This is a genomic window from Paenibacillus rhizosphaerae (genome assembly GCF_014192015.1).
Classification (GTDB): Bacteria; Bacillota; Bacilli; order Paenibacillales; family Paenibacillaceae; genus Paenibacillus_AQ; species Paenibacillus_AQ rhizosphaerae.
Genome location: NZ_JACHXJ010000002.1, coordinates 1,147,501 through 1,169,146, shown reverse-complemented (window position 1 = coordinate 1,169,146; position 21,646 = coordinate 1,147,501). Strand labels below are relative to the sequence as shown.

The window sequence follows — 21,646 nt, the reverse complement described above, 5'->3', positions numbered from 1 at the left end:
TTCTTTGGGCTGCGTATTTACAGAAACGTATATCTTTTATACAATCGTCATGCCTATTTACGGAGAAAAGGAGATCGTCTGTAATGGATTTTGCCAATCTTCATCCTTACGTCTACCATGCCTGCGTATATCCATTTTCCAAAGGCCAGAACAGCCTATCGCGTATTTGCTACGCTTCATCGCTTTATCTGATCAGCGAAGGCAAGGGCATGATTCGCTTTCGGGGAGCAGACCACCCGGTCGTTCCCGGTTCGCTTGTTTATATGCCGCCTGGCCTGCTTCATGACTGGTATGCAGATCTGGAAGAGCCGATGGTTCATTATTGCTGTTATTTCGATTGGAGGCTCATCGATCGCCGAGAAGCCTTTTTGACACCGAACATGATTTGTTTCGACACCTCTCAATTACAGCCATCGTTAATTGGGCCATCATTTCCTGTGCCGATTCCCGAATTGATGACGGTGGGTAAGCTGCAAATTTGGATGGATGGGTTTGAGACTTTTTTTATAAACAATGAATACACAAACGAGCGAACATATTATCGCGGGCTGAAGATTCAGTCCCATTTCCAGCAGTTCATGGAGTACTTTCTCACCTTCGCCCTTCAGGAGCACCATATCCCCGATCCACGAATGCTTCATCTTTTAGAACGGCTGGATCATGATTTGATGACCGGTAACGTCAAGCCGCTGGAGGTGTATATTCGGGAACTCCACATCAGCCGGGGCTATTTTTTTGAAAAATTTCATCAGGCTACCGGCCTATCCCCGATACAATATATGAATCATTTCCGGGTTAACCGCGCCAAGGATGATCTGCGGTTCTCCCATCTAAGTATCACGGAAATTTCCGAGAAATACGGCTTCTCGTCGGTTCATTATTTCTCTAAGCTATTCAAGCAGTTAACGGGAACTCCGCCAAAAGAGTACCGTGCAGCACATATCAGCGAGGGCTTTAAGCAGGCGGAAGTTTTTGCACCCTAGTCAGACGAATCATCGTACCACTCCCTTTTTTTCAAATTGTTAGATTAAAAAAAGACCGCTTTTGCGGACTTTTTAGTATACTCTTTTTATACAACGAAGTTCATCGCAGCGTAAAAAGTAAGTTGAGGCCCATACAGGAAAGACATAATGCGAGGTGAGATGATCTGATCAAGAAAAGCAAAGCGTTTCTGCGGCTCATAAAAATATGAATAAGGTGGGTTAAGAATGAAAATCACAGGTTACGAATTATTCCTAGTTCCCCCACGCTGGTTATTTTTAAAAGTCGAAACGGATGAGGGCATTGCAGGTTGGGGAGAGCCTGTTATTGAAGGGAAAGCGGCAACGGTAAAAACGGCGGTCGAGGAGTTAATGACTTATTTAATCGGTAAGGACCCTTTACGGATTGAAGATCATTGGAATGTGATGTACCGTGCTGGATTTTACCGAGGCGGCCCGATCCTGATGAGTGCGATTGCTGGCATAGACCAGGCCCTTTGGGATATTAAAGGAAAGTTTTACAATGCACCTGTCTATCAGTTGATCGGCGGCGCTTGCCGAGACTCGATGAAAGTGTATTCTTGGATTGGCGGGGATCGCCCGAGTGAAACGGCACAAATGGCGTTGGAATGTGTCAAAAAAGGTTTTCAAGCGGTAAAAATGAATGCAACCGAAGAGTTACAATACATCGACACCTTTGACAAGGTTGAGAAAGTGCTGGAAAACGTAGCGGCGATTCGAACCGCCGTTGGTAACAGCATCGGAATCGGCATCGATTTTCACGGCCGTGTACATAAACCAATGGCAAAAGTACTGGCCAAAGAGCTTGAAGTGTTTCGACCCATGTTTTTAGAGGAACCTGTGTTACCGGAAAATAACGAGGCATTAAAAGAGATCGCATCGTTAACCTCCACTCCTATTGCGACGGGAGAGCGGATGTTCTCAAGATGGGATTTCAAGCATCTGCTATCCGGCGGATACGTGGACATTATTCAGCCTGATTTATCCCACGCCGGCGGCATCACGGAATGCAAGAAAATCATCAGCATGGCGGAAGCCTACGATATCGCGGCTGCCCCGCATTGTCCGCTGGGTCCGATTGCACTGGCCGCCTGCTTACAGGTCGATGCCACCGCCCACAATGCCTTCATCCAGGAGCAGAGCTTAGGCATCCACTACAATCAAGGAAATGATCTGCTTGATTATTTGATGGATCCTACTGTTTTCCATTATGAAAACGGTTACGTTAACATTCCGAACGGTCCGGGATTAGGGATCGAGATCAATGAAGACAAGGTGCGCGAAATGGCGAAAATCGGCCATCAATGGCAAAATCCGTTATGGCGCCACAAGGACGGAAGCGTAGCCGAATGGTAGTTATGCACGATTTAGCGAATCTAGATGCATAAGAAAAACGTATATCGACGTACCTTCAAAGAAGACAGACCGCGTCTAAAGGAGGGTTTTCTTGCGAGATCAGGAAGCAGAAGCTCTGAAACTTATACTTTCTGATCTCTTAAAGAAAAAAAACGGCTCCGGTTAACGGTAGCCGTTTTTTTACGGTGCTGCTTCAATCAGCGGTTCTTTCCATTCTTCTTCCCTGGGTTCATCGGTTTATTTCCCCCGGTTTCAGCCAGTTTCTCTCCGAATTGATCCAGCCGTTCTGGCGAAGATGCAGGGCCGTCGTTTTTCGGCTTGTTGTTTCTTCCAGTCATGACGCTCACCTCCATCCATAACATGAGCGCCTGACCTTGTTTTCATACCCTGGGGGTATTATTTCTCTTTGATCACTATTTTAGACGGATGCTTTCGGCACTATACAACCGCTCCAAAAGCGCTTAATATTTTCAATAGCGCATTGTTTAAATCCGCAACCGGTGCAGTGAACTTATTCGAGAAGGAGTCATAAGAAGCATGCTGGAGCCAAACATCACGAACCTATTGAAAAATACGCTGAGAGCAAGTATTGCCAACCAGGAGATCGCCGGCGCGAACTTCATGGTGCTCAAGGACGGGAACGAAGTTTTTTACCATGAAGACGGATTAGCTGACCTCGAGTCGGGACGTCTTATGACAAGGGATTCGATTTTTCGGTTATATTCAATGACGAAGCCGGTGACTTCCACCTCCATCATGATCCTGTTGGAACGTGGGGCTATCGATTTGTTCGATCCTGTGAGCCGTTACATCACCGGTTTCAAAGACCAACGGGTTGAGAAAAACGGCGAACTGGTTCCGGCCGGCCGGGAAGTCACCATTCACGATTTACTGAACATGACCTCCGGATTGGTATACGGTGGAACCAACCAAGGCGGACAGCAAACGGATGCATTGTTCCAGGAGCTCGGCAGCCGGTTAAACGGTGAACACCCCATGAGCACACTGGAGTTCGCGAACCGCCTGGGACAGATCCCGCTATCGTTCGAGCCGGGCTCGTACTGGCAGTACGGAACGTCTGCCGACGTTCTTGGCGCAGTTGTAGAAGCGGTGAGCGGCATGCGGTACGGGCAATTTTTGAAAAAGGAAATATTCGAGCCGCTGGGCATGAAGGATACCGGATTCTGGCTGCCTGAAGAAAAAAGGGACCGCCTTGTAAAAACTTATCAGGAAGATGGCGAAGGCGGCTTAAAGCTGTATACGCACAGTCACCTTGGCATCGCTCATCAGATGGACCGTGATCCGGCATTCGAGTCCGGTGGAGCCGGCCTTTCATCCACGATTGACGATGCTGCCAAGTTCACGACGATGCTGATGAATCAAGGCAGCTTCAACGGAGTTCAACTGTTAAAGCCCAGAACGGTTCAATATATGACCTCGGCGGCTTTAACCGAGTGGCAGCAAAAAGGCTTCGATACGTGGCATACAATGCGCGGCCACAGCTACGGCAACCAAATGCGCATCATGACCGACCCCGGAAAAGCCGGATTTATCGGCAGCTCGGGCGAATACGGCTGGGACGGCTGGCTTGGGGCTCACTTCAGCAACAGCCCACGGGACGGACTGACGATCCTGTTTATGATCCAGAAAAAAGATGCCGGCACGATGGCGATTACGCGCAAGCTGCGTAATATCGTGTTCAGCACCTTGTAATGGACAAACCAAAAGAACCGCACGGGAGGAGTGCTCCGCGTGCGGTTCTTTTGGTTATACGAAGAATAGTTATAAGTTCAGTTCCTTTCAGAAAGCGCTGAAATCATTAAAATAGTGCACGCCGTCATGAGCCGTATCGCCTGATTCGGTTCTTCGGTTCGTGCTGAACCATAGTTTATCTCCGTTCGCCACTCCGACCCCCTCGATCTCAAACAGATCAGGAAATGCTGAAGACGTCACACGGAACGACAGATTAGGATCTGCTTGGATGGTACCCGAAGCTGAAGAAACATTACGATAAACGAGCACAATGCTGACGTTTTTATATGTCATTGGAACATATATGGTGTTGTTATAATAACCGAAGCCTTGGAAAGCATACGAAGTTATATTGGATATCGTGCTGCCGTTGACCTTGGCATCTTCAATATTCAAAGAGAAGCTATTCGTTACATTGATCGTTCCACTGGTTGCGTTTAGCGGCAGCGAACCTCTGTACAAAGTTCGTCCGGATTTAAATAAAAAGTTTATATTGCTCGCGTCTTTGCTCGTAATTTTCACACCTGACATGGCCTTGTCTGCACCATCGTATTTAATGGTGTAATTACCTACTTTGTAGTAAGTCGTTCCTACATATTTCAGTTTCACGAGACTCATGCTGCCCGCGTTCATGGTAACGACAAACATATAATAATTGCCGTCGTTGGAGCTGAGAACGACATCGTTGGCATGACCGAGATAGGTGGCGTAAGTCGATCCGTTATCCCCGTTGGTCATGAGCGTTGTGGTACCGTCACTCATTTTGGTGCGATAAATGACCGCCTTATTGTTGTCGCTGTTGACTTTTACAGAATAGACGTAGGTTGATCCCACGGCAAATCCCTGAGCAGCGTAACAATCATTGGCATTGCCCAGCGTGGTGACAGTGGAATACGTGTTGTAATATGCTGCACTGGCTGCAACGGGCATCAACATGGATGCACAGAGCAGAATAGCGATAAATAAGGTATAACGCCTACTGCCTCTCCAGGTCTGGATCATCGCCTCCATCCTTTCAGTAAACCTACTCTCCATACATGGACACCTCCATACATTTTTTATGCTGTCTAAATATGAAAGGAATAAGTTTCTTAACTGCCAACCTCCACATGATTGGAATTACGATAACGGCAAGGAATGGTTCGTTCTATTGTAGTTTAACCTGAATCCCTACTTAATCAAGTCATTATAGACCTAAATTAGGTTGGTCTAGGGCCTAATCCTTCTGTCCCCCGTATGTAGTGATGCCCGTAACATGAACGATATCTCGGATCCGTCTCATTGCCGGCTGTCAGATGAAATTTCCCCTTGAACCTTACGCGGCGTCATGTCCTAAGATTCAATTGCCGGCAAAAAGATAAAAAAGGAGATCGAAGATGATGAAACGGAACAACATCAACACAGCACATCATTTATTAAGTATGCATGGGCGAGGAGCTGGATTAACATGAGAAGCGCATCGTACAGCAATGAGCTGACAGCCGGTCTAAAGGAATGGATCGGACTTGCCGTACTGGCTCTGCCCGCCCTGCTGGTCTCGATTGATCTCTCTGTGATGATTCTCGCGCTGCCGCATATCAGCGCCGACCTTGGCGCAGACAGCGCTCAGCAATTATGGATTATCGACATCTACGGGTTTATGCTCTCCGGATTTCTAATCACGATGGGCTCGCTGGGGGACCAGATCGGCCGCAGGAAGCTGCTGATGATCGGCGGAATATCTTTTGCGGCAGCTTCCTTATTAGCCGCCTTTGCTCCAAACGCCTGGACTCTGATTGCAGCGCGTGCGCTGCTCGGAATCGCCGGGGCAACGGTCGCGCCATCTACCTTAGCTTTAATCAGCAGCATGTTCCGCAATCCCAAGCAGCGCTCTCTCGCCATTGGCATATGGATGATGTGCTCCATGGGCGGCATGGCCCTTGGGCCGGTCTTTGGCGGTATGCTGTTAACCCACTTTTGGTGGGGCTCGGTATTCCTGCTTTCCTTGCCAATCATGCTGATCTTAGTCCTCACCGGACCGGCTCTGCTGCCGGAATATCGTCATCCCCAAACCGGCCCGCTTGATTTAACAAGTGTTTTGTTGTCGCTGCTTGCTATTTTGCCGGTAATCTACGGACTTAAACAAATAGCCAAGCATGGACTGCAAACGATACCCATACTGCTTGTCATCGCCGGTGCCGCCTTTGGCGCGGTTTTTGTTGCGAGGCAGAAGAGGTTGACTAACCCATTACTGGATCTGCGTCTATTTGCGAACCGGGGGTTCAGCTCTGCGCTGGGAGGCATGTTCGGCGTTACATTTACGGGAGCAACGATGCTCTATATCGGGCAGTATCTGCAGTTTGTAAAGGAGTTGCCGCCGCTGGAAGCAGGATTATTTATGCTCCCCGGAGCTGTTGCCTCCATGACCGGGATGTTACTGTCGCCGCTTGCCGCACGCCTGGTTCGTCCGGCTCACCTGATCAGTGGAGGACTATTGATCTCCGCGACTGGGTGTCTATTCCTCACCCAGGTGGGCAGTGAATCCGGACTTCCTTATCTTGTCATCGGGTATATGCTGTTCAACTTGGGTGCTGCTCCATTACCCAGCCTGTCCAGTGATCTGGTGATCGGCTCGGTCTCGCCGGCCAAGGCAGGATCGGCAGCCGCCTTGCTGCAAACTAGCGGAGAATTTGCGTTCGCGCTGGGTATTGCCGTTTTGGGCAGCATCGGCACGGTCGTATACCGCAGCCAGGTGACAAGCTCGATCCCTGCGCACCTCCCGGAATCCTCCGCACAACTCTCCCGCGACAGTTTGACCGGGGCGATCGAGACAGCGAAAAGTCTCGCTGCGGAAGCCGGTACATCGCTCGTCGATAGGGCTAGCCAAGCTTTTATGAGCGGGTTTCACGCTATTGCAGCAGCAAGTGGAGTCATCATGCTTGGTATCATCGTTTTGGTCGCAATCCAGTTCCGTCACTTGCGGCCGATTGGGGAAAAGCAGCCGGACCAAGCAGAACGTATTCCAGAAACAGAGCATTCCCTGCTCTAATGAATAATGATCTAGAATAGCCTTGGCCATTAGGCCAAGGTTATTGCATACGTGTGGGAGGATAAAAAATCAATGATATTGGCCGCCGTTTTGGGCGGTTATAACAGGAAGTTCAAAGCAAAACTATAGCTCAATTTATATAGCCAGCGTTTTAACCATAATAAAATCCGTTTGTTCTTCGTCACCCATATAAAAAGGGTGCGAACCGGTTGGAACGAAACCTAATTTTTTGTAAAAATGAAGGGCGTTCTCGTTCTTTTCCCAGACTCCGAGCCACACCCTCGTTTTGTTGTGAATTTTGGCGATTTCCATCGCGTTATGAATTAAATATTGGCCAAGCCCTTTTCTTTGAAATGGGCTGCGAATATAAATCCGCATTGTTTTTATTGTATTAAGGCACTTTCGGCAGACCCAGACCGTTCATGACATAAGGACGTACAATTTCCACAAGTAAATCGGTCTGGTCCTTCTCCCCCACCGTTAACCAGGAATGTGCAGCGCCATAGATTGCAGAGCCAGTCATCGCAGAGATGATTTTCGTATAGCGGTCTTCCACGGGATGAATATTTCCTTTCAGTAAGATGTTTTCAATGGTTTGCTGCAGCATCTTCTTGATTTTTTCATCGACGAGCGTGGCAATCGGTTTGGAATCCATTCTGCATATCCGATAAAAATCCACAATGTAGTTGTAAGTCATCACGATCAGCTCGTCACAGATCTCCTCCGTAAACTCGCGTGCATTCAGCACCTGATCAGAAATTCTCTCGCGAAAGGCCTGTTCTGTGAATTCATCCAGCAAAGCATATTTGTCTTCATAATGCGCATAGAACGTCGCGCGGTTTATCGTTGCTCGCTGTGCGATATCGTTAATCGTAATGGAATCAAAATCTTTCTTTTGCAACAGCTCCCTGAATGCTTCCTTTATGAACTGACGTGTTCGCAATACCCTCGGATCCTGCTGATTTACCATATCAAGCCTCCTATGTAAACATCAATGTTCCCAATGTGTTGCTTATGCAACTTTCCGCTTCATCTGCCGATTGAAACCATAAGCTTACCATACTATTATTCTACCCAACAGATGTTGCTTAAGCAATCTGCGACTAATTTACAGAAGGGATAGATCATTGTTGAATACTACACAAAAAAGACTTTTAATATTTGGCGCAGGTGTGGTTGGCAGCGTATACGCACTCCGATTTGCCCAATCGGGATTTGATGTCACACTGTTAGCTCGGGGAAAAAGGCTGGACGCCCTTCAAAAGAACGGGCTGCGTTATAACGATCAAGGCATGATACAACAAATGTCGATCAAGACGATCGGGAAGCTTGAGAACGACGATATTTACGATTTTATCTTTGTTCCGGTACGGTATGATCAAGCCGAAACCGCCCTATCTGCGATCAAAAATAACAAAAGCCAAACGATCGTCACTTTGACCAACACCATCGACTATGAATCCTGGGTTGAAATCGTGGGTGACCGGCTGCTACCCGGATTTCCCGGAGCAGGCGGAGACATGAAGGAGGATGTTTTATACGCCCAATTTGGTTCAGAAAAACATCAAGGGACCATTTTTGGTGAAATGAATGGACAGACGAGCGAAAGAGTCAAAGAGCTGGCCGAAGTTCTGGAATCGGCGGGTTTGCATTACGAGATCCAACGTGACATATATGCATTCCATGTTTCGCATGCCGCGGTGGCCGTGGGCAACAAGCATTTCTATACGGACGACGGCGTGGTCGATCTGGAGACGGCAAGAAGCGTAAGCACGCTCAGCAAAATCGCAGCTGAAATTAAACAAAATCTTCGTTTGGTCGAGCGAGCCGGAATCCCTGTCGTTCCGACCGAAACGAAGTCCATGGGGGAATTGTCGGAACAAGAACTTATCGCGATGTACCGCCAGATGCTGAGCAATGATTTTATCATTGATGTCATGCTCGGGGATCATACCGTCAGTCAGAGAGCGGAAATCATGTTACTGGATAAGATGTTTCATGAAAAGCTGTCTTTGGGGCAATAACATCAGGCCGGCTAGCCTGGCTACAGCCAGCAGCATGTAAAAAACAGCGGCAGTCCAGGACTTTCGAGTCCTGGGCTGCCACTGTTAATACCCCATAGGCGTGTTTGATGTATTACGTTTTCGGATGCCTTTTTTTGCTTACAGCAGCATCAGCGTTAGGAACACGAATTGCACGGAACCGACAATTTCCATGATCCCTACTCTCATTGGCTTTAACGGTTTGCCGGAGTAAATCCATGTCTTGACCAGCGGATAAACAAAAGGCACGCACATCCAGGGGCTGAGCGTAAACAGCGGCAGGACCAGTGCGATAATATGATAAACTTTGGCGTACAGGGTCCACCTTTTATTTTTCCGCTCACGAAATACGGATTTAACGAAAAAAACGGTTCCCATAAAGTACAGGAAGTTGAACAGCAGAACCTCCGCCAGTTCCCTGCCCCATGTTCCGCCGCCCAGCAGATAAGCCGCCGCGCCGGCGGTGCAGAACAGAAGGATCGCGCATACATCGTTCAGCATCGCCCGCTCGGACTTTCGCCGTACATGCCAGATGTTTACGGTGATTAGCAGGATAAGTACCGGAGCAAACCAGAAGAGCCATAACTCCTGAAGCAGCACCGGAATGAGGCACAGGAGGGCCGCCGCGGCATAACCGGCCCCCCATTGGAGCCACCAGGTTCGCTTGGTCGTTTTTTTCAAAGCCTGCAGCAGCGGATAGGATGACAGATACAGGAACAGCCAGGCCAGGAACAAGGGGAGATGCAGAAGAACGGGTTTAGCCGCCATCATGCCGATGATAAAAGGAATGCTGACCATCGCCCAGCCCCCGTGCTCCCGTGGAATGACCATGCTTATTTTTTTCATACACCTTCGGCTCCTTTTTCCATGGCTGGCTGTTCACGACTTTTTAGTCCAGGACGATCAGCCGCCGATATAAGACATACCCATCTTTTTCCGGCTCATCGCCGTTTGTTCCGTTCGTTCTTCCGAATACCGGTCTTCCCTCTTCTCCCACACGGCGCAGATGGCTGCAAGCAGCTGTTCATCCGATGCACCGGAACGCAGCATGCTTCGCAGATCGAACCCTTGGGAGGCAAACAGGCAGGAGTACATTTTACCGTCCGAAGATAATCGGACCCGTGTGCAGGAAGAACAGAAAGCTTCCGACACGGATGAGATAAAGCAGACCTCGCTGTCCCCGTCTCTGTAGCGGTACCGTTTGGACACTTCCCCAGGATATCGCGGAGAGATCGGCGCTAGTACGGCATCTCCCCCCAGCTGCTCGAAAATGTCCCGCTTCGTCATGACCTGCTGCATGCGCCAGCCATTGTCGTTTCCCACGTCCATGAATTCGATGAAGCAGAGCGTGATGCCGAGTTGTTTGAAAAAATCCGCCATCGGGACAATCTCCTGATCGTTGAGGCCTTTCTGCACGACCATATTCACCCTAACCTCGATTCCGATGCTGCGAGCCCGTTCCATGTTCGCGATAATGGCAGACGGCCGAATGCCCCTTCCGTTGATACGGCCGAAGCGTTCGGGATCGAGCGCATCCAGGCTTACATTCACCCGGCGAAGTCCGGCCTGATAGAGGCTCTCTGCCTGCCCCCCAAGCAGAAGCCCGTTCGTCGTCAGGCCGATATCATCAATCCCCGGAATCGCACCAAGCATACGAATGAGTTCAGGAAGTCCACGCCGCAGCAGGGGCTCGCCGCCGGTCAGGCGGATCTTTCGCACGCCAAGCGATGCGTATAACTCGGCTACCCGTGTGATTTCATCAAATGACAGCAGCTGCTCCTTGGGCATGAATGCATAATCATCCCCGAAGATCTCCTTCGGCATACAGTACGTGCAGCGGAAATTGCATCGGTCCGTCACAGAAATCCGCAGGTCGCGCATCGGTCTGCCCAACTGATCCAGCTGCGGGTTCAACGCCATGTTCCCTTCCTCCTTCGTATAGCCGTCGTGCCGTGCGTGCTGCTTGCTCGCCATTACCCCTGCAGCTGAGGACTGGTCTTTAGCTTGGGGCTCCCTCCGCCGTGACGGTTGTCTGCAGTCTTGTTCGTAATATCGCTGAACGTTCCGACATAATGGATGACATCACCGGCGTCATCTTTAATGGCATTAATGGTTAACAGCTCTAAATATTCCTCGCCGTTCTTCCGGCGGTTCCAGATCTCCCCCTGCCAGCTTCCCTGCTCCTTGATTTCCGCCCACATCCTGCTGTAGAATTCTCCGGATTGGCGGCCGGACTTCAGGATACTCGGATTTTTGCCGATCACTTCCTCCTCCGTGTAGCCCGTCAGCCTCGTGAATGCCGGGTTCACGGCATGGATCTTTCCGCTCAGGTCTGTAACGAGAATGCCTTGCCCTGTGGAATTGAACACCTCCGAGGAAACGCCCAGTTTATCCTGATAATACATCCATACGACGATGACAAGGCTGGCGAGCGCAACCTGGGAGAGCGCCATGAAACCGATCGAATACTGCCCGGTCACCGAATGAATGAAGGAAAGCATCAGCGGCGGGAAGAATCCGCCAAGGCCGCCCATCATCGACACGATTCCGTTCACGATTCCCGCCTGCTTGTTGAAATACAGCGGCACCAGTTTAAAAATAATCCCGTTTCCAAGTCCTGCGCCTACTGCGATCGTTAGACATCCTACGGTATAGAGGCCGATCGAAGGAGAGAACGCCAAGATGATGGCTGCAATCGTAAGACCGACGAATACGCCCATCAACAGGAACAACGGCTTAAAACGGTCCGCCAGCCACCCGCCCACCGGGCGAAGGAAGGTCGCCACCACGATGAAGCCGGCCGTCCGCATCCCTGCATCCACCTTCGCCAGGTCAAAATTCGAAACCAGGAAGTTGGGAAGGTATACCGTAAACGCAACGAACGAACCGAATGTAATGAAATAGAACAGCGAAAAATACCACAGCTTGTCGTTTTTATACACGCCTTTGATCTGTTCCATGAGCGGTGTTTTGACCTTCGTCTCTTTACGGTCACCCAGGAATACGTTCAGCACCGCGAACGCGAGCAGCAGAATTAAATACAACTGGACGGTACGTGCCCACCCCATTTGCGTGGCAATGACAGGTGCGGCAAAGGTGGTAATGGCTGTACCGACATTGCCCATTCCGTAAATACCATTGACCAAGCCCAGCTTTTCTTTCGAATAATATTTAGGGAGCGAGGTGACACCGACCGAGAACACGGCTCCGCCAACACCCAGGAACAGGCCCCCGATCACGAGATGCGTAAAGGATGTAGCCGTACTGATAAAATAGACCGGGAACAGCAGCAGAATAAAGCTTGCGATAAAAACGATCCGTGCACCCAGGATGTTGGCGTAGTATCCCAGCGGCAAACGGAGCACCGAGCCCAGCACCACCGGGATCGCGGTCAGGATCGCCAGCCGGTCCGCCGGTATGGATATGTCCTCCCGAATGAACGGCAGCAATGCGGAAATGATGACCCATACCATAAATCCAAGCACCAAATTCATCGTTTGCAGCGGCAGCTGCGCTTTTTTGATCATTTCAACCACCTTTTCTGAACGTGATGAATGGCTGACTTCATTGATCCCCATGCCTTATTCTACGTGATGATATTCACAAAGATAATAGGGAAGTTCCCTGAATTCGTCAGGGGAACTTCCCTATATCCTGTGGCTGGAATACCCGATATTCTTTTGAGATGCTAGAAGTCCAGCAGTTTTTTCTTTAGCGCATACTCCACCAGCTCCGGGCGGCTTTTCAGGTTCAGCTTCTCCATAATTTTGGCCTTATGAGCCTCCACCGTTTTGACGGAGACATACAGCTTCTCCGCAATCTCTTTGTTGCCGTAGCCTTTGGCGATGAGCGGCAAAATCTCGATTTCCCGTTGGGACAGGCTGTTAAACGGATCGTTGTCCGCGCTTTCGCTGTCCTTTTTAATATACTCCCGAACCAGGGAGGTGGCCATTTGAGGATGGATGTAGGTTCCTCCCTTATGTACCATCCGGATGGCCGAGACCAGCTCTTCATCAGGCGCGTTTTTGAGCACGTAGCCGGAAGCGCCGTTCTTCAGCACATGGAACAAATAGTCGTCGTCATCGTACATGGTGAGGATCAATATTTTCGTATTCGGAAAATCTTTGCTGATCTTGCCCGTAGCAATCAGGCCGCTCTCGCCCGGAGGCATGCTGAGGTCCATCAGAAGCACGTCCGGTTGATGCTTGGCCACCATGGCGTAAGCCTCCATGCCGTCAGCGGCCGTCGCGACGACTTCCATATCCTCCTGGTAGTTGAGTATCATGGAAAAGCCGCTCCGGACCACCGCGTGATCATCCGCTATGACAATTTTCATCGTGTATCGTTCTCCCTCTCGTTATCCTCTGAACACGGAATGCGCAGCTCAACTGTCGTCCCTCCGCCGATAGCCGAATACAGCATGAACTGGCCGCCGACAAGCTCGGCGCGCTCACGCATCCCGTATAAGCCTAGACCCGTGCCCTTGGCTTCATTATCATTCATATTGAACCCGATCCCATCGTCCTTGACGGTCAGCTGCAGAACCCCCTCCTCTTCGCATATCCGGACATGCACCTCGTCGGTGCCGGCGTATTTCAGCGCGTTCAGGACGGCTTCCTGGCATACGCGGTAGACGACAGTCTCGATCTCGCTGCCGTAACGGGCGGCGGACAGTTCCGCCGAGAAATCGACGAGCAGGCCGTAGTTTTTCTCGATCCATTTGAAATGCGAGCGGAATGCCGCTTCCAGCCCCAGATCATCGAGCGAGGCCGGCCGCAGCTCCACCGACAAATGGCGGATGTCGTCCAGCAGCCGCGTTAGGGACACTTCGGTCTGCTGCAGCTTCTTCAGCACATCTTCGCCAACCTCCATATATTTGACCACGCGCAGGTCCACCAGCGAGCTGAGCAGCTCCTGGGCGACGCTGTCGTGCAGTTCACGCGATATCCGCTTTCGCTCGTCTTCCTGCGCTTTGATGACGTATTTCAGCAGATTCGAGCGCTGGAGCATCTCCTGCGTCTTCTGCTGTTTGGTCAGGTCCAACAGCATGAGCACGCGGATTCCCCGCTCCTCGTCGATCGTATGATAGCTGGCTGCATAAGGGACGACGCCTTCGCCCCTGGTTTGGAGATATACTTGGAACGAGGAAAAATCCCCTTTTGGATAGTCTAAATAGCATTTGGAGCACGAAATCTGGTCCTTCTCGTCCGTGTAGCCCTTGCAGGCCTGGCAGAAGGAATCGTCGACGCCGGACTGCATCCGTTCAATCACGTCGATGTCCAGAATGTTCTCTGCGGCCGGGTTCATGGCGACGACGCTGCCTTTTTCATCGATAAAAAAGATTGCCTCCATACTGTTCGCATACATCTTCTTCAACAGATCATTTAAATGTTCATCCGTCATCCGAATCAAGGCTGCCCCACCTCCCCCGCATGAAAAGCGCCAAATTCCTTGCCCAGCCCTTCCTTGAACCGATCGAAGGCTGCTTGGGTCAGGCGGTTCTCCTCACGGTAGCCCACCAGCAAGACGCCATGAACGCGCGCTGCTTCCCACAGCGGGATCGCTCCCAGGCTCTTCAGCTGCTCCGCCACGATGATCGGATAATTAAACAAATCGCGGGACTCGATATCGGTGTTTACGTTTTGGATCAGCATCGGCTTGCCGGTTTTGAATACGATGCCCGCAATGCCTTTCCCTGAATGCAGGACAATCCGCTTATAGCGATCGTTCATGTTGCCGGCGGCATATTGCCAGGTCAATACGAATCGGTCCTCAGCCGGCTGAACCAGAGCCAGGGACACGAAATCGAATTGAAACCGGTCCCGGAGCGTTTCGATTTCCGCTTGGTAATAATAGTTCGGCTGATTCTTCATGGCCATAGCTCCCTTGATGTAGAAAAGAAGGCTGTTCGCCTTCTTTCGTCTACGATTCATAATTGCGGTGCTTCCTATAAAGGATATATCTTCTGCCCACATAATTCAACGGAACGCTCCATACGTGCACGAGCCGGGTAAACGGCCATAACGCGAAAATCCCGAATCCGGCCAGAATATGAATCTTGAACGACAGCGGCACATTTACCATCAGCGCCGCATCCGGCCGCAGTATAAACAAATCCCGGAACCAGATCGAGATGCTCTCCCGGTAGTTGAACTCCCGCTGGACGGCGTTTGTCACCAGCGTGCTGTACATGCCCATGAACACGATGAACAGCAGCAGCACATTGACAATCATGTCCGACGCGGAGCTGAGCCGGCGGACATGACGGATCGTGAACCGGCGCGAGGTCAGCAGGATCATGCCGCCCAAGGTCAACAGGCCAAAAGCGCTCCCGATATATACCGCGCCGATATGGTACATATGGTCGTTGACTCCCGCCGCTTCCATCCACGATTGGGGAATGGCCAGGCCGACGACATGGCCCCCGATCACGGGGAGGATGCCCAGATGGAACATCAGGCTGCCCAGCTTCAGCTTCTTTTTCTCGATGAACTCGCTGGACTTGGCCGTCCAGTTGAACTGGTCGGTACGGTACCGGTAAATATGTCCGACGACAAACACCGCCAGGCACACATAGGGGAAGATGACCCATAGAAACTGATTAATCATGCTCAAGCGCCTCCGTCTCCTGCTGAATGCATGCTTTAAACGTTTCGCGCAGGCCTCGGATCAGGTGAGCGTACGGGCTGCCGGACTTCTCCAGCGCCTTCAGCAGATGGTAGGTGCCGTCCTCCATGACCGCGAGCATGAGATCCAGGCTCTCCGCCGCTTCCTTTTCATGCCCCTGCCAGTTGGCGGCGTAGACGAATTCGCACATGAGCGGCAGGTAATCGGACAGCTCGGAGCCGGCGATATCGAGGCCGTAGAGCTGATACGTTTCCTTGAGCTTGGCCAGCATTTGGCCCCTGTCCCGGCTGTCCTCAAATTTATGAAAAGTCATGTACAAGGTCGTTTTTTTCTGAAAATCGAACGTCTGAACGTACATCTCCTCGATCTGCTCCATGCTGTATTCATGCATCAGGTCCCAAAAGGTTCGGACTGAAGTATAGGCCGGGTGTTTGGAGTCCAGCGACTCCTCCAGCACGGACGGGTGGAAATCCAGCTTCTCCGGGTAGGTCAGCATCTGCGCGAAAAATCCAAATACGGTTTGATCGTTCTGCAGCTTTTCAAGATTAATCACGCCAGATCCCCCCATAGAAGTTTTCTTCGTACAGTTCCTTACCGGTCTTGCCCTGCGGGCTTGCCGGTCCGCAGCCGCTGCAGCCCAGGCTGAAGCCTTCGAGGCCTTGGGAGCGGTACACGTCCATGTGGCTTTCTTTGTGGGATGTCGGCACCACGAACCGGTCATCGTATTTGGCAATGGCAAGCAGCCGGTACATCTGTTTCATTTGACCTGCCGTCAGGCCGACCCGCGCCAGCCGCGCTTCGTCGAATTCGGCGCCGGACGACTGCGCCCGCATGTAGGAGCGCATCATCGCCATCTTCTGCAGAGCTTCCTTCACCGTTGTCGTATCCCCCGCCGTCAGCAGGTTGGCGAGATACTGGATCGGCGTGCGCATCTCCTCGATCGCCGGGAAGATCATATCCGGATTTTCGATCGAATCCCTGCCTTCGAAGTAGTTCATGATCGGGCTGAGCGGCGGCACGTACCATACCATCGGCAGCGTCCGGTACTCCGGATGAAGCGGGAAAGCCAGCTTGTATTCGATCGCGAGCTTATAGACCGGCGAGTTTTGAGCCGCCTCGATCCATTCCTCGGACACCCCGTCTTTACGCGCCTGCTCGATCACCGCCGGATCATGCGGATCAAGGAACAGGCCGCATTGCGCCCGGTACAGGTCCTTTTCATCCGGTGTGGAGGCCGCTTCCTGCACACGGTCGGCGTCATACAGCATTACACCCAAGTATCGGATGCGGCCGGTGCAGGTCTCCGAGCATACCGTCGGCAGACCTGCTTCGATTCTCGGAAAACAAAAGGTGCATTTCTCGGCTTTGTTTGTTTTCCAGTTAAAATACACCTTTTTGTAAGGACAGCCGGTCATGCAGTAGCGCCAGCCGCGGCACGCTTCCTGGTCCACGAGCACGATGCCGTCCTCGTCCCGCTTGTACATTGCGCCCGAAGGGCAGGAGGCCACACAGCTCGGATTGAGGCAGTGCTCGCACAGGCGGGGCAAATACATCATGAACGTCTGTTCGAAGTTGAACTTGATCTCTTCCTCGATCTTTTCGATATTCGGATCCTTCGGGCCCGTCACATGGGCGCCCGCAAGGTCGTCTTCCCAGTTCGGGCCCCATTCCAGGTTCATCGTTTCGCCGGTCACCGCTGATTTCGGGCGGGCCACCGGCTGATGCTTCTTCTCCCTGCTATGGGTCAGATGTTCATAGTTGTAGGTCCAGGGCTCATAGTAATCTTTCATTTCCGGCATATCGGGATTGTAAAATATTTTGCCGAGGGCGATTTTGGACAGCTTGCTGCCGGATTTCAGCTGCAGCTTGCCCTTTTTCAGCGTCCACCCTCCCTTGTATTTCTCCTGGTCCTCCCAGCGGATCGGATAGCCGACGCCCGGCTTCGTTTCCACGTTATTGAACCACATATATTCCGCGCCCGGACGATTCGTCCAGGTGCTCTTGCAGGTGACGCTGCACGTATGGCAGCCGATGCATTTATCCAAATTCATGACCATGGCGACTTGCGCTTTAATCTTCAAGCCAATCCACCTCTTTCATTTTGCGGACAGCCACGTACACATCCCGCTGGTTGCCGATCGGTCCGTAGTAGTTAAATCCATAGCTGAGCTGGGCGTAGCCTCCAACCATCTGCGTCGGCTTCACGTGGATTCTCGTCGGTGCGTTGTGACTGCCGCCGCGGTCCTTCGTGATTTCCGAGCCCGGCACATTGATGTGTTTATCCTGTGCGTGGTACATGTACATTGTGCCTTTCGGCATCCGATGGCTGACGACGGCGCGGGCGGTAACGACGCCGTTGCGGTTGTAGACTTCCAGCCAATCGTTATCCTGGATGTCGTTCGCCGCCGCATCGTCATTGTTGATCCATACCGTCGGCCCTCCGCGGAACAGCGTCAGCATGTGCAGATTATCCTGGTATGTGCTGTGGATGTTCCATTTGCCGTGCGGTGTCAGATAGCGGAGCACGAGTGTATCTTTGCCTCCGGTAATCTGCTTGTCGCGCGGTCCGAACACCATCGGCGGCAGCGTCGGCTTATACACCGGCAGCGCTTCGCCGAATTGCAGAAAGATTTCGTGATCGATATAGAAATGCTGTCTGCCGGTCAGCGTCCGGAAAGGCACATGCCGCTCGATGTTCGTCGTGAACGGCGAGTATCTTCTTCCCATTTTGTTCGAGCCGCTGAACACCGGCGTCGGGATGACTTCCCGCGGCTGGGCCGTAATGCTCTGGAACGTGATGCGCTCCGCCGCGCGGTCCGCGGATATGTCTTTCAGGCTTACGCCGGTGTCATTCTCCGCCGACTCCCAGGCGCGCTGCGACACTTTGCCGTTCGTCGCTGAAGAGATATGGAGGATGGCGTCCGCTGCATTTCTGGCGGTATGAAGCTTCGGCATGCCGTTTTTGATCGTATCGTCGTCATAGCTTCCGTTCATGCGCTTCAGCTCTTCATACTCCTCGGCCACCGAAAAGCTGACGCCGTGCGCCCCGACTTTGCCTGTTGCCAGGCTCGGGCCGAGCGTCACGAATTTATCGTAAATTTTCGTATAATCGCGTTCCACCACCGTCAGAATCGGCATCGTTTTGCCTGGAACTGCTTCGATCTCACCCTTGCGCCAATCGAGCACTTTGCCGTAAGGCTGGGCGATCTCGCTGATCGAGTCATGCCCCAGCGGGCTGGTTACAAGATCCTTGTATACGCCGGGCAGATGCGTCTTCGCCATCTCCGAAAAGACTCCAGCGATCGTCCGATAAATATCCCAGTCCGAGCGCGATTCCCACAGCGGATCCACCGCCGGATTAAACGGATGGACGAAAGGATGCATGTCGGTGGAGGACAAGTCGGTTTTCTCGTACCAGGTTGCTGCCGGCAGCACCACGTCGGCATACATCGGCGTCGAGGTCATCCGGAAGTCGAGCGCGACCAGCAGGTCCAGCTTGCCTTCCACGTCTTCGCGCCACACCATTTCCTCCGGCTTCTCCTCTTCGTTCGGCGTCGAGAGCAGGCTGTCCGAAGCACCAAGCAAATGCTTCATGAAGTACTCCTGCCCTTTGGCAGAGCTTGAAATGAGGTTCGAGCGCCATACGAACAGCGATCTCGGGAAGTTCTCCGGCGCGTCGGGATCTTCGGCCGCAAACTGGGTATCACCGGAAACAATTTGCGTTAGGGCATGCTTCACAATTTCCTCGTTGCTCGTTTTGCCTTGGCTGGCCGCTTCTTCCGCGAACGCCAGGCTGTTCTTGTTGAACTGCGGGTAGGACGGCAGCCAGCCGAGTCTGGCGGCAAGGACGTTATAATCCGCCGGATGCTGATATCGGATATCCCCGCCCGTAGGCGATTTCAGGGAATCGGCACCCATTTCTTCGTATTTCCACTGGTCAGTCGCAAAATAAAAGAACGACGTCGCATTTTGCTGCCGCGGCGGCCCCTGCCAGTCTTTGGCGAACGCAATCGTAGACCAGCCCTCGATCGGGCGGCATTTTTCCTGGCCGACGTAATGCGCCCAGCCGCCGCCGTTCACGCCTTGGGATGCCGTCAAAATAACCAGGTTCAGAATCGAGCGGTAGATCGTATCGCTGTTGAACCAGTGGTTGATCCCCGCGCCCATGATGATCATGGAACGGCCGCCGGTGTCCAGCGCGTTTTGCGTGAATTCTCTGGCAATCTGCACGACGATCGACGCCTTCACGCCGGTAATTTTCTCCTGCCAGGCCGGGGTGTAGAAGGAATCCGCATCGTCGTATCCGCCTGCATGCTTCTCACTATCCGCTCGTTCGATGCCGTATTGGCTTAACATCAGGTCGTATACCGTTGCCACGAGGCGTTCGGTTCCGTCGGCGAGCTGAATCTTTTTCGCAGAAATTTGGCGTTCGAACGTACCGTTCGCATTATTGTCGAAGAACGGGAAGCAAATCGTCTGCCGCCCCGCTCCCAGGGATTCTACGGAAAGCGCCGGCGCAATGACCGATCCGTCCTCGCGTTCCAGGATCAGGTTCCATTTCTTGCCCTGCTCCCAGCGCTGTCCCATCGTGCCGTTCGGGACCGTGATTTCATTTCGGTTTTCATCGAAAATCACCGGCTTCCACTCGGCATGCGGTGTCGTATCGCCCAGATCGCTCGCACGCAGGAATCGTCCGGCCTTATATCCGCCCTCATGCTCATCCAATAGAAGAAGAAACGGCATGTCTGTATATTGCTTGGCGTAATTCAGGAACATCGGCTCCTGACGATCTTGGTAGAATTCTTTCAAAATGACATGTGTCATCGCCTGGGCGACCGCCGCATCCGTCCCCGGATTCGGAGCCAGCCAGTTGTCCGCGAACTTGACGTTTTCCGCATAATCCGGCGCTACCGATACGACCTTCGTGCCTTTGTAGCGTACTTCCGTCATGAAGTGGGCATCCGGCGTCCGCGTTAAGGGGACGTTCGAGCCCCACATGATCAGGTAGCCGGCATTGTACCAATCGCTGGATTCCGGCACGTCGGTTTGCTCGCCCCAAATTTGCGGGGAAGCCGGCGGCAAATCGGCGTACCAGTCGTAAAAGCTCAGCATTTCGCCTCCGAGCAGGGAAATGAATCTCGCCCCTGACGCGTAGCTGATCATCGACATTGCGGGAATCGGGGTGAAGCCGGCAATGCGGTCCGGACCGTATTTGCGGATCGTATAGATCAGCTGCGCGGAGATCAGCTTGGTCGCATCCGCCCAGGATACCCGTACATGACCGCCCTTGCCGCGCGTTTTTTTATAAGCTCTCGATTTTTCGGGATCTTCCACGATGCTGGCCCAGGCTGCGATCGGGTCACCATGCTGGCTAAGGGCTTCATTCCACATATGCCACAGCTTGCCGCGCATATATGGATATTTCACGCGGAGCGGGCTGTATTCGTACCAGGAGAACGAAGCTCCGCGCGGACAGCCGCGCGGTTCGAATTCCGGCATATCGGGTCCGCAGGACGGATAATCGATCTGCTGATTTTCCCAGGTGATGATGCCGTTTTTCACAAACACCTTCCAGCTGCAGGAGCCGGTGCAGTTTACGCCGTGTGTCGTCCGCACGACTTTGTCATGGGACCAGCGCTTGCGGTACATGTCCTCCCAATCCCGGCTTTTCTCTTCAAGAACGGACCAGTTGTCCGAGTAGCTTTCCAATCGTTTGAAGAACTTCAGTCCCTTCTTCCGTTTCATAGGACGGTTCAACTCCTTTACGTGAATGACCATGATCGGGGAATCAATGTGTCGTCCATTCGATGCTTTAATTATGAGAGCCTGCTGCTGCGGTT

The 21,646-nt window shown here is 52.2% G+C and carries 18 protein-coding genes and 1 pseudogene; 5 read left to right on the top strand and 14 right to left on the bottom strand.

What is annotated here, in order from left to right; all coding sequences use genetic code 11:
• Positions 1-83 precede the first annotated feature (83 nt).
• Together FHS19_RS13940 and dgoD are read left to right on the top strand one after the other, a co-directional pair.
• On the top strand, positions 84-983 hold the full coding sequence (locus FHS19_RS13940; RefSeq protein ID WP_183582382.1) for a helix-turn-helix transcriptional regulator: 900 nt from the start codon (positions 84-86) through the stop codon (positions 981-983).
• A 225-nt stretch (positions 984-1,208) separates the two neighbouring features.
• Entirely contained in the window at positions 1,209-2,357 is a 1,149-nt protein-coding gene (gene dgoD, locus FHS19_RS13935; protein ID WP_183582381.1) for a galactonate dehydratase, read from the top strand.
• Positions 2,358-2,554: 197 nt separating this feature from the next.
• On the opposite strand, the gene FHS19_RS13930 is transcribed toward dgoD, so the two are convergent.
• A complete protein-coding gene (locus tag FHS19_RS13930; RefSeq protein WP_183582380.1) occupies positions 2,555-2,695 on the bottom strand; it encodes a hypothetical protein in 141 nt (46 codons plus the stop codon).
• Positions 2,696-2,894: 199 nt separating this feature from the next.
• Between FHS19_RS13930 and FHS19_RS13925 the strand changes: the two genes are divergently transcribed.
• Entirely contained in the window at positions 2,895-4,070 is a 1,176-nt protein-coding gene (locus FHS19_RS13925) for a serine hydrolase domain-containing protein (RefSeq protein ID WP_183582379.1), read from the top strand.
• 87 nt (positions 4,071-4,157) lie between these two features.
• Here the strand turns inward: FHS19_RS13925 and FHS19_RS13920 are convergent, their stop codons facing one another.
• The gene (locus FHS19_RS13920; protein WP_183582378.1) at positions 4,158-5,144 is read right to left on the bottom strand and encodes a hypothetical protein; all 987 of its coding nucleotides are present in this window, start codon (positions 5,142-5,144) and stop codon (positions 4,158-4,160) included.
• A 412-nt stretch (positions 5,145-5,556) separates the two neighbouring features.
• On the opposite strand from FHS19_RS13920, the gene FHS19_RS13915 reads away from it, so the two are divergent.
• On the top strand, positions 5,557-7,137 hold the full coding sequence (locus FHS19_RS13915; protein WP_183582377.1) for an MFS transporter: 1,581 nt from the start codon (positions 5,557-5,559) through the stop codon (positions 7,135-7,137).
• 135 nt (positions 7,138-7,272) lie between these two features.
• Here the strand turns inward: FHS19_RS13915 and FHS19_RS13910 are convergent.
• Both FHS19_RS13910 and FHS19_RS13905 read right to left on the bottom strand, forming a co-directional pair.
• Positions 7,273-7,515 (bottom strand): annotated as a pseudogene (locus tag FHS19_RS13910) (GNAT family N-acetyltransferase); the annotation flags it as partial.
• Between the two features lie 13 nt (positions 7,516-7,528).
• Entirely contained in the window at positions 7,529-8,107 is a 579-nt protein-coding gene (locus FHS19_RS13905; RefSeq protein WP_183582375.1) for a TetR/AcrR family transcriptional regulator, read from the bottom strand.
• A 160-nt stretch (positions 8,108-8,267) separates the two neighbouring features.
• Between FHS19_RS13905 and FHS19_RS13900 the strand changes: the two genes are divergently transcribed.
• Positions 8,268-9,161 carry a ketopantoate reductase family protein gene (locus FHS19_RS13900; RefSeq protein ID WP_183582374.1) on the top strand — a complete coding sequence of 298 codons (894 nt, stop codon included), beginning with the start codon at positions 8,268-8,270 and terminating at the stop codon, positions 9,159-9,161.
• A gap of 138 nt (positions 9,162-9,299) precedes the next feature.
• Here the strand turns inward: FHS19_RS13900 and FHS19_RS13895 are convergent, their stop codons facing one another.
• From FHS19_RS13895 to FHS19_RS13850, 10 genes are all read right to left on the bottom strand, one after another.
• Entirely contained in the window at positions 9,300-10,025 is a 726-nt protein-coding gene (locus FHS19_RS13895; RefSeq protein WP_183582373.1) for a YwiC-like family protein, read from the bottom strand.
• A 57-nt stretch (positions 10,026-10,082) separates the two neighbouring features.
• On the bottom strand, positions 10,083-11,099 hold the full coding sequence (gene moaA / locus FHS19_RS13890; protein WP_183582372.1) for a GTP 3',8-cyclase MoaA: 1,017 nt from the start codon (positions 11,097-11,099) through the stop codon (positions 10,083-10,085).
• A gap of 53 nt (positions 11,100-11,152) precedes the next feature.
• Positions 11,153-12,706: a nitrate/nitrite transporter gene (locus tag FHS19_RS13885; protein WP_183582371.1), complete on the bottom strand. Its 1,554-nt coding sequence runs from the start codon at positions 12,704-12,706 to the stop codon at positions 11,153-11,155.
• A 161-nt stretch (positions 12,707-12,867) separates the two neighbouring features.
• Complete coding sequence (locus tag FHS19_RS13880) at positions 12,868-13,515, bottom strand: response regulator transcription factor (protein WP_183582370.1); 648 nt, start codon at positions 13,513-13,515, stop codon at positions 12,868-12,870.
• The gene (locus FHS19_RS13875; protein WP_183582369.1) at positions 13,512-14,591 is read right to left on the bottom strand and encodes a sensor histidine kinase; all 1,080 of its coding nucleotides are present in this window, start codon (positions 14,589-14,591) and stop codon (positions 13,512-13,514) included. Before FHS19_RS13875 ends, FHS19_RS13880 begins: the two co-directional genes overlap by 4 nt.
• Positions 14,588-15,052, bottom strand: coding sequence for a GAF domain-containing protein (locus FHS19_RS13870; RefSeq protein WP_183582960.1), 465 nt, complete (start codon positions 15,050-15,052; stop codon positions 14,588-14,590). Before FHS19_RS13870 ends, FHS19_RS13875 begins: the two co-directional genes overlap by 4 nt.
• 49 nt (positions 15,053-15,101) lie before the next feature.
• A complete protein-coding gene (gene narI, locus FHS19_RS13865; protein WP_183582959.1) occupies positions 15,102-15,788 on the bottom strand; it encodes a respiratory nitrate reductase subunit gamma in 687 nt (228 codons plus the stop codon).
• Complete coding sequence (gene narJ / locus FHS19_RS13860) at positions 15,781-16,359, bottom strand: nitrate reductase molybdenum cofactor assembly chaperone (protein WP_183582368.1); 579 nt, start codon at positions 16,357-16,359, stop codon at positions 15,781-15,783. The genes narI and narJ overlap by 8 nt, the downstream gene beginning before the upstream one ends.
• Positions 16,352-17,887 carry a nitrate reductase subunit beta gene (gene narH / locus FHS19_RS13855; RefSeq protein ID WP_183582367.1) on the bottom strand — a complete coding sequence of 512 codons (1,536 nt, stop codon included), beginning with the start codon at positions 17,885-17,887 and terminating at the stop codon, positions 16,352-16,354. The genes narJ and narH overlap by 8 nt, the downstream gene beginning before the upstream one ends.
• The gene (locus FHS19_RS13850; RefSeq protein WP_183582366.1) at positions 17,877-21,551 is read right to left on the bottom strand and encodes a nitrate reductase subunit alpha; all 3,675 of its coding nucleotides are present in this window, start codon (positions 21,549-21,551) and stop codon (positions 17,877-17,879) included. Before FHS19_RS13850 ends, narH begins: the two co-directional genes overlap by 11 nt.
• Positions 21,552-21,646 lie beyond the last annotated feature (95 nt).